Annotated in this window: 9 protein-coding genes; 6 read left to right on the forward strand and 3 right to left on the reverse strand. The window is 70.0% G+C overall.

What is annotated here, in order from left to right:
- Positions 1 to 34 precede the first annotated feature (34 nt).
- The 3 genes from ABZ477_RS13095 to ABZ477_RS13105 form a co-directional block, all read right to left on the reverse strand.
- Positions 35 to 1,045 carry a LacI family DNA-binding transcriptional regulator gene (locus tag ABZ477_RS13095; RefSeq protein ID WP_360133565.1) on the reverse strand — a complete coding sequence of 337 codons (1,011 nt, stop codon included), beginning with the start codon at positions 1,043 to 1,045 and terminating at the stop codon, positions 35 to 37.
- Between the two features lie 12 nt (positions 1,046 to 1,057).
- Positions 1,058 to 3,364, reverse strand: coding sequence for a family 78 glycoside hydrolase catalytic domain (locus tag ABZ477_RS13100; RefSeq protein ID WP_360133568.1), 2,307 nt, complete (start codon positions 3,362 to 3,364; stop codon positions 1,058 to 1,060).
- A 68-nt stretch (positions 3,365 to 3,432) separates the two neighbouring features.
- Complete coding sequence (locus tag ABZ477_RS13105) at positions 3,433 to 4,479, reverse strand: LacI family DNA-binding transcriptional regulator (protein WP_360133571.1); 1,047 nt, start codon at positions 4,477 to 4,479, stop codon at positions 3,433 to 3,435.
- Positions 4,480 to 4,659: 180 nt separating this feature from the next.
- Here ABZ477_RS13105 and ABZ477_RS13110 point away from each other — a divergent pair, with 180 nt between their 5' ends.
- The 6 genes from ABZ477_RS13110 to ABZ477_RS13135 all read left to right on the forward strand — a co-directional run bounded on the left by ABZ477_RS13110 (position 4,660) and on the right by ABZ477_RS13135 (position 13,239).
- The gene (locus ABZ477_RS13110; RefSeq protein WP_360133574.1) at positions 4,660 to 5,985 is read left to right on the forward strand and encodes an extracellular solute-binding protein; all 1,326 of its coding nucleotides are present in this window, start codon (positions 4,660 to 4,662) and stop codon (positions 5,983 to 5,985) included.
- 60 nt (positions 5,986 to 6,045) lie between these two features.
- The gene (locus ABZ477_RS13115; protein WP_360133578.1) at positions 6,046 to 6,975 is read left to right on the forward strand and encodes a sugar ABC transporter permease; all 930 of its coding nucleotides are present in this window, start codon (positions 6,046 to 6,048) and stop codon (positions 6,973 to 6,975) included.
- A complete protein-coding gene (locus ABZ477_RS13120; RefSeq protein ID WP_360133930.1) occupies positions 6,969 to 7,802 on the forward strand; it encodes a carbohydrate ABC transporter permease in 834 nt (277 codons plus the stop codon). Before ABZ477_RS13115 ends, ABZ477_RS13120 begins: the two co-directional genes overlap by 7 nt.
- Entirely contained in the window at positions 7,799 to 9,898 is a 2,100-nt protein-coding gene (locus ABZ477_RS13125) for an alpha-L-rhamnosidase C-terminal domain-containing protein (RefSeq protein WP_360133581.1), read from the forward strand. The genes ABZ477_RS13120 and ABZ477_RS13125 overlap by 4 nt, the downstream gene beginning before the upstream one ends.
- Positions 9,899 to 9,951: 53 nt before the next feature.
- On the forward strand, positions 9,952 to 10,737 hold the full coding sequence (locus tag ABZ477_RS13130; protein WP_360133584.1) for a nucleotidyltransferase domain-containing protein: 786 nt from the start codon (positions 9,952 to 9,954) through the stop codon (positions 10,735 to 10,737).
- Between the two features lie 207 nt (positions 10,738 to 10,944).
- Positions 10,945 to 13,239: a glycoside hydrolase family 3 C-terminal domain-containing protein gene (locus ABZ477_RS13135; RefSeq protein WP_360133587.1), complete on the forward strand. Its 2,295-nt coding sequence runs from the start codon at positions 10,945 to 10,947 to the stop codon at positions 13,237 to 13,239.
- Positions 13,240 to 13,263 lie beyond the last annotated feature (24 nt).

The following is a 13,263-nucleotide window of genomic DNA, read 5'->3' on the forward strand; positions in this document are numbered from 1 at the left end:
TGGGGCGGATGCTGCAGCATCCGTCGCCGTCGTCTCAGGCCGGCGGCGTGGTCGAGGTGCGGACGCGCAGCTGCGGCTCGAACACCTCGTGCACGGCGTCGGTGCGTCCGCCGACGCGCTCCAGAAGGAGCTGGATCGCCCTCGCGCCCATCTCGTCGCCGGGCTGGTCGACGGTCGTGAGGCCGAGCGCGGGGTGGGAGGCGATCGGCACGTCGTCATACCCGACCACCGAGATCGGCCGGTCCGCTTCGGCGACGGCGTGCAGAGCGCCGATCGCGAGCTCGTCGTGGGCCGCGAAGACCGCGGTGGGCTCGGCGCCTTCGCGAAGCGCGTCCCGCAGCGTGCGGTACGCGGCATCCTGGCCCTCGTCCGTGCGGATCACGAGGATCTCGCCGGCGAGGCCGGCCCGCTCCATCTCGCCCACGTAGGTCTGCAGGCGCAGCCCGTGGGGGGACTCGTGCTCCTCGTCCGACTCGGGGAGCGTGAGGTGGGCGATCTTCGTGTGCCCGAGCTCGAGCAGGTGCGCCATCGCCGCCTTCGCCCCGACGACGTCGTCGCCGGCGACCGTGTCGTACGCCTCGGAGTTGTCGTGCCGGCCGAACATGACGACCGGCGTGTGCGCCGCGATGCGCTCGAGCGCCTCGGGCGTCACGCGGGGGGACACCGCGATGACCCCGTCGACCTGCCGATCGACGAGGGCCTCGATGGCGCGCAGGCCCTGTCGCGATTTCTCCTCGGCCGGGGCGATGACGACCTGGTACCGGGTGTCGGCGAGCGCATGCATCGCACCGCTCAGCATCCTCGTGAAGAACTGGTTGCCGAGCACCGGGATCTCGATCCCGATCGTGAAGGTGCGCCCGCGCATCGCCCGCGCGGCGATCCGCGGGCGGTAGTTCAGCTCGGTCATCGCCGCGGTGACGCGCTCGCGCATCGAATCGCTCACGCCGTACGCGTCGCGAAGCACTTTCGACACGGCAGCGCGGGACACGCCCGCCGCGAGCGCGACGTCTTCGATCGTCGCGTTGCGTCCGGGGGCGAGGGCCATGAACAGAGAGTACTAGCGCGCCGCGGCCTCGGCCGTGGAGGCGACGGCGACCGGTGCGGGCAGCGTGAGGCGATGCGTTCCGGGGCCGAGCTCGATCTCGGCGGAGCCTGCAGTGCGGACGACGGCGATCGCGCCCTCCGGCACGGTCGCGGCGACTCGGAGCTCTCCGGCATCCGTCTCCCACTCGACCGCGGCGAGACCGTGCGGCGTCTCGAGGGAGGTCTTGGCCCACGTGACGCCGCCGCCGGGCCGCGGGTCGATGAGCAGGCGCGCGTAGCCCGGCTCGAGGGGTGCCAGGCCGCCGAGGACGCGGTGCATCCAGTCCGCGACGGCACCGAGGGCGTAGTGGTTGAAGCTCGTCATCTCGCCCGGGTTGATCGAGCCGTCGGGGAGCATCGAGTCCCAGCGCTCCCACACCGTCGTCGCCCCCATCGTCACCGGGTACAGCCACGAGGGGCATTCCTGCTGCATGAGCAGCCCGTACGCCTCGCCGAGGTGACCCGTCGACGTGAGCGCGTCCATGATGAAGGGCGTGCCGGCGAACCCCGTCGAGATGCGCAAGCCGCTCTCGCGGACGAGGTCGGCGAGCCGCTCACCCGCCCACTCCTGCTCGTCCTCGTCGAGGAGGTCGAAGGCGATCGCCAGCGCGTAGACGGTCGTGCAGTCGCTGACGATGCGCTCGTCGGCGACGTACTCGGTGTGGAAGCCGCGGCGCAGCGTCTCGGCGAGGTCGGCGAACTCGGCGGCGTCTTCGGTGCGTCCTAGGATCGCGGCGGCCTCGGCCGCGATGCGCGCTGTGCGGTAGGCGGAGGCCGTCGCGACGACGCCGCGGTCGGCCTTGGCAAGGGCCGGGTCCTCGGGCGGCGCATCGGGGTCGAGCCAGTCGCCGAACTGGAAGCCGGCGTCCCACACGCCGGCGGGCGACAGGAGCGAACGCACGCGGCGCGCGTGCGACGCCATCGAGGGGAACGCCTCGGCGAGGAGGCTCTCGTCGCCGTACGCCTGCCAGAGCGCCCAGGGCACCCACGCCGCGGCATCGCTCCACACGGCGGTCGAGTCGACGGGCTTGAAGCCGTCGGGCACCCCGACGCGCTTGAGGATGTCGGGCACGACGAAGGGGACGAGGCCGGCCTGGTGCTCCTGCTCGACGGCGAGGTCGCGCAGCCAGTCGCCGAGGAACCCGCTCACGTCGTAGAGGAAGGCGGACGTCGGTGCGAACACCGCGATGTCGCCCGTCCACCCGAGGCGCTCGTCACGCTGCGGACAGTCCGTCGGGACGTCGAGGAAGTTGCCGCGCATGCCCCACACGACGTTCTCGTGGAGCCGGTTGAGCAGGGGGTCGGAGGTCTCGAAGCGGCCGATGCGGCGCAGGTCCGAGCTCACGACGATCGCCGTCAGTGCGTCGGGGACGATGGCCTCGATGCCGCCGGGCCACCCCTCTACCTCGACGTACCGGAACCCGTGGAACGTGAAGGTCGGCTCGAAGACGTCGTCTCCGCCGCTCAGGACGAAGACGTCGGTGGCCTTCGCCGTGCGAAGGGGACGGATGCCGAGCTCGTCGTCCTCGAGCACCTCGGCGTGGCGGAGGGTCACGGTGTCGCCCGCCGTGCCCCGGACGGCGACGCGCACCCACCCGACGAGGTTCTGGCCGAAGTCGACGAGGACCTTGCCGGCCGGGCTCGTCCACACGCGGACGGGGCTCACACCTTCGTGCCGCCGCACGGGCGGTCCGACGTACGGCGCGAGCTTGCCGAGATCGACGTCGACGGCGTGGACAGCATCCCATCCCCGGTCGTCGAATCCGGGCTCGTTCCAGCCGGCGACGGCCAAGCGTGCGTCGATGTGCTCGCCGTCGTAGATGCTGTCCGAGACGACGGGTCCGGATGCTGTGCGCCAGTTCTCATCCGTGGCGACGATCTGCTCGTGACCGTCCTCGAAGCGGATGCGCAGCTCGAGGAAGCCCGCGATCTCGGGGCCGTACGGGGGAGCGTCGCCCCAGCCGAGCCGGCCGCGATACCAGCCGTCCCCGAGGGCGAGGCCGAGCGCGATGCGCGGCCCGCTCGCCTGCGCGAGGAGGGAGCTGACATCGTGGGCGGCGTAGCGCAGGCGCCACTCGTAGCTCGTCCAGCCGGGCGTCAGCACGTCCTCCGAGAGGGGCATGCCGTCGATGAACGCCTCGACGACGCCGAGCGCCGACAGCAGCGCGGTCGCCTCGACGACCGGACCGTGGCCGTCGTCGAGTGCGAACTCGGTGCGCAGCAGGGGTGCGCGCTCCAGGGGCTCCGCCGGTGCGATGAAACGGCCGATCCAGTCAGACATCCACATACCTCGTCGTGTGTCGCGTCGTTCGTTGACAATGGTCCGGCCTCTCGCCGGACGCGCCGAGCCTACCCATCTGTGGATCGGTCTACAAGTTCACCATGGCCGCCGATCCGCCGCCCGCTCGACCGGCGTCGGCGCAGTACGGGCATGACGGCCAGGTGCACGGCGTCGGTGCGGCCGGCCCGACGGCTCAGGAGCAGTTCGACGGCTCGGCGGCCCATCTCGACGCCCGCCTGGTCGACGCTCGTGAGCGAGATCGCCGGATGCGACGCGATCTCGACGTCGTCGTAGCCGACGACCGAGATCTCGCGCGTCGACAGGCCCGCGTCGCCGACGGCGCCGAGCGCGCCGAGTGCGAGGGTGTCGTTGCCGGCGAAGATCGCCGTCGGTCGGCGGGGCCCGCCGAGCAGTCGCGCGACCGCCTCGCGCGCCTCCGCTTCGCTTCTGCCGGTGCGCACGACCGAGGCGGTCAGTCCGCGACGGCGCATGTGCTCTTCGTACACGGCGAGCCGGACGGCGTGCGGAGTCCCCGAACCGGGTGCCGTGACCTCCTCGCTCCGGGTGAGGTGCGCGATGCGCTCGTGGCCGAGGGAGAGCAGATGATCCATCACGAGCCGCGTTCCCTCCGCGTCGTCGCCCGTCACGGTGTCGTAGCCGATGGACCTGTCGTGGCGCCCGAGCATGACCACCGGCATCCGTCCCGACAGGTCCTCGAGCCACGTCGGTGCGACCAGCGGCGAGATCGCCACGATGCCGTCCACCTCCCGGTCGGCGAGGGTCCTCAGCGCCTGGAGACCCTCCTCGGCGCCGGCAGAGGCGGGCGCGACGATGAGTTGGCATCCCGTGCCGGAAAGCGCCGCCATCGCTCCCGTCACGACCTTGTCGAAGAACGGGTTGCCGATGTCGGGCAGCTCGATCCCGAGCGTGTCGGTCACGCCGCGCATCGCGCGGGCGGCGACGCGCGGCCGATAGTCCAGGCGGCCGATCGCCGCGTTCACGCGGGCGCGCATCTCGTCGCTCACGCCGTAGGCGTCGCGGATCACCTTGGACACGGCCGACCGCGAGACGCCCGCCTCGCGGGCGACGTCGTTGATGGTGGCAGCCCGGTTCATCGCCTTCGATCCTCGGTCGGAGGATCACGACGATAACAATGTGTAGATCAATCCACAATGATTGTGTAGATCGGTTGACACACCGCGCCGGGTGTGCCTAGTGTGGCCTCACCCAAGCAACGAGAGCGTCCTCCGCCTCGAAGCAATACAGCGCAGTTCCCTTTACATGGAGGTAAAGAGATGGTTTCCCGCACCACGACCCGCCGAGCGCTCGCCGCCTTGGGCGTCGGCGGCGTCGCATTGACAGTGGCCCTCGCCGGCTGCTCCGCCGGCGGCGGAGATTCGTCGAGCGACGGCGAGGTGACGCTCTCGTATCTCGTCGACAACCAGGAGGCGACGGTCGTCGTCGCCGAGGCCCTCGCCGAGGCCTTCGAGGCCGAAAACCCTGACATCAAGATCGACGTGCAGACCCGCCCGCAGGGCGCCGAGGGCGACAACCTCGTCAAGACGCGGCTGGCGACGGGCGAGATGGACGACGTCTTCGCTTACAACTCCGGCTCGCTCTTCCAGGCGCTCAGCCCCGATGAGACGCTCGTCAACCTGGACGACCAGGAGTGGGTCGGCAAGCTCGACGAGAACTTCATCAAGACCGTCTCGACGGACAACGGCACCTACGCCGTGCCGATGGGCCAGTCGATGGCCGGCGCCGTCCTGTACAACAAGGACATCTACGCCGACCTGGGTCTGGAGATCCCGACGACGTGGGACGAGTTCATCGCCAACAGCGAGGCGATCAAGGAGGCGGGCGTCGCCGCCCCCATCGTGCAGACGTTCGGTGACACGTGGACGTCGCAGCTGTTCGTCCTCGGCGACTTCAACAACGTCCTCGCGGAGGACCCGGACTGGGCTGAGAAGTACACGAACAACCAGGCCAAGTATGTCGACGAGCCGGCCTTCGCGGGCTTCGAGCACCTGCAGGAGGTCTACGACAAGGGCCTGCTGAACGAGGACTACGCGTCGGCGCTCTACGCGGACGGCGTCTCTATGGTCGCGACCGGCGAGGGCGCGCAGTACCCGATGCTCACCTTCGCCGCCGGGCAGCTCATGACGAGCAACCCCGAGGCGAAGGACGTCGTCGGCACGTTCCCCCTCCCGGGTCCGGACGCCGGCTCCAACGGGCTGACCGTGTGGATGCCGGGCGCCGTCTACATCCCGAAGTCGACCGAGGGCGCCAAGCTCGAGGCCGCGAAGAAGTTCGTCGCGTGGATCACGACGAAGGAGAGCTGCGACATCCAGGCTGAGTCGACGGCGCCCCAGGGTCCGTTCGTCGTCGAGGGCTGCACCCTGGCCGACGACGTGCCCGCGATGATCTCGGACATGCAGCCGTACTTCGACGAGGGCAAGACCAACCTCGCCCTCGAGTTCCTGTCGCCCATCAAGGGGCCGGCACTCGAGCAGATCACGGTCGCCGTGGGATCGGGCATCACGTCGGCCGCCGACGGCGCCGCCCAGTACGACGAGGATGTCGTGAAGCAGGCCCAGCAGCTGGGCCTCGAGGGCTGGTAAGCCACTGAACCGGTCGCGGGGGTCGGGCGTGCGCCCGGCCCCCGCACCTTCGGAGATGACATGAGCACCACGATCGCGAAGCCGCGCAGCAGTCGAAGCTCGACTGCGGATGCCGAGCCCAGGCGTCGACGGAAGATGAAGAGCCCGTACCCGACGTGGTTCTTCCTCCCCGCGGGCGTCTTCTACATCATCCTGTTCTTCGTCCCCACGGTCGCGTCGCTGTGGTTCTCGCTGACGCGGTGGACGCTCTTCAGCGTCGAGTTCATCGGGTTCGACAACTACGTGCGCTTCTTCCAGGAGCCCCCGCTCGTGCAGGGCTTCATCAACACCTTCATCTACGCCTTCGTGACCTCGGGTGCGAAGGTCGTGCTGGGGCTGCTGTTCGGAGTGCTGCTCAGCTCGCAGATCATCGGCCGGGGCTTCACGCGGTCGGTCATCTTCTTCCCGGTCCTGGCGAGCACGATCGGCGTCGGGATCATGTTCAAGGTCCTCCTCGATCCGTTCGACGGCCCGGTCAACGCATTCCTCGAATCGATCGGCATCCCCGGTCCCGGATGGTGGACCGACCCGGCGACGGCCCTCCTCACGGTCGCCATGGTCGACATCTGGAAGGGTGTCGGGCTTGCGACCCTCATCTTCATCGCCGGCATGGTCGCCATCCCGCAGGAGTACTACGAAGCGGCCAAGGTCGACGGCGCGAACGGGCGCGCGACCTTCTGGAACATCACGCTCCCGCTCCTGCAGCCCGCCACCGCCACGGTCGTGCTGCTGTCGCTCATCGGGGGCCTCCGATCCTTCGACCTGATCTGGGCGATCACGAAGGGCGGCCCGGGCTTCACGAGCGACGTACTGGCATCCGTCGTCTACAAGCAGTACCAGGCCGGCTTCTTCGGCCTGTCCACCGCCGGAAACGTCGTGCTGTTCGTCGTCGTCGCCGCGATCATCTTCCCGCTGTCGTGGTGGCTCAACCGTAGGAGCGTGGAATCGTGACGAATCGCGTCTGGCGGTGGACCGGCGGCATCGTCGCGCTCGTCATCGCCGTCTTCATCTTCATCGTGCCCTTCGCATTCATGGTCCTGACGGCGGGCAAGACGAAACAGGAGGCCTCGGCCCTCGAGTTCAGCTGGCCGACCCAGTGGGCCTTCCTCGACAACCTCGTGACTGTCCTGAGTGCGCGGGACTACATCCTCGTCCGGGCCTTCGTCAACAGCACGATCCTGACGGTCGTGGCGGTCACGATCATGGTCATCCTCGGCGCGATGGTCGGCTACGTCCTGCAGCGCCGGCGCTCGCGCTGGAACCCGCTCGTCAACTTCTTCGTTCTCGCGGGGCTCATCATCCCGCCTGCGGTCGTGCCCACGATCTGGGTGCTGCAGGGCGTCGGGCTCTTCAAGACGCTCGTCGGTCTCATCGCGGTCCACGTCGCCTTCGGGCTGTCGTTCTGCATCCTGCTCTTCCGCGCCTTCGTCGCGAGCATCCCGCGCGAGCTGGACGAGGCGGCCATCATCGACGGCGCGGGCCCCGTGAAGCTGTTCTTCCGCGTCGTGTTCCCGCTCCTGCGCTCGGTCATCGTGACCGTGATCGTGGTCCAGGCGGTGTTCGTGTTCAGCGACTTCACGTACGCCCTGTACTTCCTGCCGGGCGACGAGAACGCGACGGTGCAGCTGACGACCTACAACTACACGGCGCAGGCCGTCAGCTCGTGGAACCTGCTGTTCATGAACGTGCTGCTCATCACGATTCCGCCGCTGATCATGTACATCTTCTTCCAGCGGCAGATCGTCGCCGGCATGACCTCCGGTGCTGTGAAGGGGTGAGCGACTCCCCTTCCCGCCCCGCGTCCGCGGACGACATCCGGCGCTGGGCGGGCGAACGCTCACCCCAGCCGTTCCGGGAGTCCGAGGTCCGACCACCTGCGGGCGACCTCGTCTGGCTGTACGGCCCCGGCCAGTACGAGCTCGCAGTGCTCGCGCGCCTCGTCGACGAGGGCTTCGCCGCCAATCGGCACGTCCACTACACCCGCAACCACGGCCGCGTCGCCGTGGCCGCCGTCTTCCGGACCACGACCTCGCGTCACGGCCTTCTCTCGCTGCGGGTCTCGGGCGCGGCATCCGTCACGATCGACGGCCGGCCCGTCATCGCGGATGCCGGCGATGACGGCGTGATCGAGCTCGAGCTGCCGGGCCAGGAGGCCGAACTCGCGCTCGAGGTCGTGGGCGACGCCTCCGTCGTCCCCGCGCTCGCGCTCGGCGAGCGGGACAGTGAAGAGACCGCGTGGCAGGTGAGCCTCGAGGGAGGGGCGTGGACCGACGCGGGACGCCGGCGTGGCAGCATCCGTCCCCCGCACCTCGACCCGACGGGGAGTGCGACGCTCGCCGTGCGCGATCTCGGCGGCGGCGTGCTCGACGTCGGTGCGCCTGTACTCGGGCGCCCTGTGTTCGCGCCAGGCCCGCGCCCCTTCGTCGCGAGCGGCGAGAGCCCACAGGAGTCGGAGGCCGATCCGGGCGCGCACGAGACGCGGCACGACGTCGTGGCGCTTCCCGACGGAGGCTGGACGACGCGGCACCGCCTCGGCTTCCGGTACTTGCGCACGGATCGGCCGGCGGCGGAGGTCCGGGTCGAGGCATCCGTCCCGCCTGCTCCGCGCGCGGGCGCGTTCGCGTGCTCGGACGAACGGCTCACCCGGATCTGGGGCGTCGCGCAGTACACGCTGCGGACCTGCGCACAGGGCATCCTCATCGACGGGATCAAGCGGGACAGGATGCCGTGGGCCGGAGATCAGGCGATGAGCACGCTCGTCAACGCCTTCGCGCTGGGCGACGCGGGCCTCGTCGCCGACGGCCTCGTCGCCCTCGGCCGTCCGGGGCACGGGTACGTCAACGGCATCTCGGACTACTCGCTTTGGTGGGTCGTCAACGCCGACCTGTACGTGCGCTACTTCGGTGACGCGGGCTTCGTCGAGCGCGAAGCGCAGCGCGTGCATGACTTCGTCGGCGACCTCGCCCAGCACGCCGGCGCCGACGGCGTGTTCCGGCCGCTGCGGCAGGCGGGAGGCTTCGTCGACGCAGGACCGGGGTCCGTGTTCATCGACTGGGGCGTCGAACTCGAGCACGGCCGTGACGCCGTCGCGTTGCAGATGCTCTGGTACTGGGCGCTGCGCAGCGCCCAGCGCGTCCTCGAGCGTGCCGCCCACCCTGGTGTGGCCCAGTGGGCTGCGCTCGCCGAGCGTCTGGAGACGACGCTGCGCACGCGCGCGTGGGCGGGCGAACCGGGGCGCTGGACCTCGTATCTCGACTCCGCCGAGCCCGACGACGCGCCCTACGCCAACTTCCTCGCCCTGCTGGCGGGCATCCACGACGGCACTCCGCCCGGGGTGCGGGACGCTGCGCTGGGCCTGGAGGCGGGAACTCCGTTCATGAACGGCCTGCGCCTTCGCGCGCTGCTCCAGGGCGGCGACTCGGCGGGGGTCCTCGACGAGATCCGCCGCGTGTGGGGCGGGATGCTCGACCGCGGCTACGGCACGTTCTGGGAGGAGGCGACCGTCGTCGGCGACCCCTTCGCGATGTACGGGCGGCCCTTCGGGAGGAGCCTTTGCCACGCGTGGTCGGCAGGGCCCGCGGCGATCATCCCCGAGGCCGTGCTCGGCATCCGCCCCCTCGGCGACGGGTGGTCGTCCTTCACGGTCGACCCCGCGCTCGGGGAGCTCGAGTGGGCTTCGCTGGTGGTGCCCACGCCGGTCGGCGACATCGTCGTCGTCGCAGACCGGGAGCGGGTCGAGGTCGAGGTGCCGGTCGGCGCGACCCTCGTGCACCCTCGCGGACACGAGGTCGGGGGCCCGGCGCGGGTCGCGTGGGTCAACCGGGCCGCCACGGACAGGGCGACGCACGCCGTCGAGGTCACGAGGAGCAGCTAGCGCCTCGGTGCGGGGTGCGAGGCGCGGGGTGCGATGAGAGCGAGGAGCGCGGGATGCGGCACCAGGACGAGACGCTTGCGGTCTACGCCGACGAGGTCCGGAGCGACCCGGACGTCCTCGGCCTCGTCCTCGTCGGCTCGCTCGCGCGCGGCACCGAGCGGGCGGACTCCGACGTCGACGTGTATCTCGTCCTGGCGGAGGCCGCGTTCGACCGGGCGCGGGAGCGGGACCGGCTGAGCTACATCGAGACCGATGTCGCGACCTACGACGGCGGCTATGTGGACGTGAAGGTCGTCTCTCCCACGTACCTCGCCGCGGCGGCGCAACGCGGGGACGAGCCGACCCGCGCCTCCCTCGTCGGAGCCCGTGTGATCTGGTCCCGCATCGCGGATCTCGACGCCGAGGTGGAGCGCATCAGCCGGCCCGGCCCGGACTTCTTCCGCACCCGGTGCGCCTCGTTCATCGCGCAGATGCGGCTGCAGGGCGGCTACTTCCTCGGCCGGGGCGAGAAGCGCGACGACCCGTACCTCACGGCGTGGGCCTCGCTTCACATGATCTCGGCCGCCGACCGGGCTCTCCTCAGTCACCACGGCGTGCTGTTCCGCGGACACAAGTACCTCCGCGAGATGGTCGCGGGCCTTCCCGAGCTGCCTGCGGACTACGGGCGGCTCGTGGACGAGCAGCTGCGCCGGCCGACCGCGGACCGCGGGCTTGCGATCATGCGGAGTGTCGAGGAGTTCCGGGACTGGGGCGTTCCGGGCGACGCGACCCTCTCGCGCTACATCGAAGACACCGAGCTCGCCTGGCTGTTCGGCACCCTCCCGCCCGAGTACGCGTAGACGTCGTTCCGGCGCCGCCCTGATCGGGCGGCGCCCCGTCGGCGCGCGCCCGATCCGCCAGCGATCCGGACCACGGCGGACCACTTGAGGCGTGCGCCCGCAATCCACGTGTCCAACCCTTGACACCGGCGTCCTCCTTAAGAAAACGTAGATCAATCCACACTCTGTGGACCGATCTACGAAGCTCAAGGAAGAGGAACTCGGACGATGACGTCATCCGGTCAGAACCCCGACATGCGGAGAACCCGCAGCCGTCGGCGGCTCGTCGCAATGCTCGTGGGCACCGCGCTCATCTCGATAGGAGGAACGGCGGCCATCGCGGCCCCCGCCGCTGCCGTGGACTGCAGCACCGTTCCGTGGATGGATGCCTCGAAGTCGGCGGACGAGCGGGCTCAGGCCCTGCTCGACGCGAGCTCGCAGCACCAGAAGTACCGGTGGCTCGTCGAGCAGCCGACTGTCAGCCCGACCCAGACCGAGTGGCGGGCCGGCTTCACCGGCGAAGCGCCGGTCGTCTACCCCGTGCAGGTCGACTGCACGCCGACGATCGTCTACACGGACGGACCCGAGGCCGTGCGCTCTGCGGGCGTCACGGACTTCCCGGCGCAGATCGCGCTCGCCTCGACGTGGAACCTCGACCTCGCCTACGAGAAGGGCGTCGCGATGGCGGACGAGGCCTTCGCGAAGCGGAAGAACGTCATCCTCGCGCCGGGCATCGGCAACGGCCGGACGCCGCTCGCGGGCCGCACGCCGGAGTACTTCGGCGAGGACCCGCTCGTGAACGGCCTGTTCGCGGCATCCAACGCCAAGGGCATCGAGGCCGACGGCAAGGTCATCTCGGACCTCAAGCACTTCACCGCCAACGAGCAGGAGCTCGACCGCCAGACGAGCTCATCGAACCTCAGCGAGCGCGCGCTCCGCGAGCTCTACGGCCTTCCGTACGAGATCGCCGTCGACGAGGGCAGTCCCGAGAGCGTCATGTGCGCCTTCAACCAGGTCAACGGCGTCTACATCTGCGAGAGCCCGATCATGCAGGAGCTGCTGAAGGACGACTACGGCTTCGACGGCTTCATCATGTCCGACTTCGGGTCGGTCCACTCGACGGCCGCGTCGCTCATGAACGGCCTCGACCAGGAGCTCAACCGCCCCATCTGGTTCACGCCGGCGCGCCTGGACGCGGCCCTGAATGCGGGTGAGATCACGCAGGAGCGCATCGACGAGGCCGCCTTCCGGGTCGTCCGCTCGTACATCCGCGGGGGGCTCTTCGACAACCCGCTGCCTGCCCAGGCCGCCGCCGAGGCATCCACGCCCGAGCACGAGGCGATCGCGAAGCAGATCGCCGAAGAGGGCAGCGTCCTGCTCAAGAACGACGGCGTTCTACCTCTGTCGCCCACGGCGGGCCAGACGATCGCGCTCTTCGGGCCGACCGCCTCGAGCACGCCGACGACGGTCGGCAACGCGCCCACGAGCGCTGTCTCGGTGTGCAGCCTCACGCTCCGCTTCAACGCGAACGCGGCGCCGCGCAACACCCTCCCCTGCGAGGACGTCGTCTCGGCCGAGACGGCCCTGACGGCCCGCGCCGCGGCAGCCGGTGCGACCGTCACGTGGAACAACGGCCAGGATGTCGCGGCCGCCGCCGCGCAGGCCGCCACCGCCGACATCGCGATCGTCTTCGGCTACCAGCGGATGGGCGAGTTCAACGACCTCACCGACCTCAAGCTGCAGGGCAACGGCGACGCGCTCATCGCGGCCGTCGAGCAGGCGAACCCGAACACCGTCGTCGTGCTCCAGACCGGCAGCGCCGTCGAGATGCCGTGGATCGACGGGGTGCAGGCGGTGCTGGAGAACTGGTACGGCGGCGAGCAGCAGGGTCCGGCCATCGCGTCGCTGCTGTTCGGCGACGTCGCGCCGTCGGGCAAGCTCCCGATGACGTTCCCGAAGTCGCTCGCCGACACTCCGACGAATACGCCCGCGCAGTACCCCGGCATCTTCTCGGACGGCTCGACGACCCGGCCTGCCGGCACGAACGAGATCCGTCAGGTGTCGTACAGCGAGGACCTCGCGGTCGGCTACAAGTGGTACCAGGAGCAGGGCATCGAGCCGCTCTTCGCGTTCGGCCACGGCCTCACGTACACGACCTTCGGGTACGACCGCGTGCAGGTGACGCCCAAGTCGACGAACGGCGCGAAGGAGATCCGGGTTCAGTTCAAGGTCACCAACACGGGGGAGCGCACCGGCACCGAGATCGCCCAGGCGTACGTGACGCTCCCGTCGTCCGCGGGTGCTCCGGGATCGCGGCTGGTCGGCTGGAAGGCCGTCACGCTCGCCCCCGGACAGCACGCCAACGTGACGATCACGCTGTCGGCCGACGACCTCGCCGAGCAGCACCTGCTCGAGCACTGGGATGCCTCGGCTGACCAGTGGGTCACGGCCAAGGGCTCATACGGCGTGGCCGTCGGCGGCTCGTCCGAGACGCCGGTCGCGACGCAGTTCACGATCAAGTAGCGGATGAAGGATGCCGGGGGTCGC

Origin of the sequence: Microbacterium sp. NPDC019599 (genome assembly GCF_040632175.1) — a bacterium.
In the GTDB taxonomy this organism is placed as follows: Bacteria; Actinomycetota; Actinomycetes; order Actinomycetales; family Microbacteriaceae; genus Microbacterium.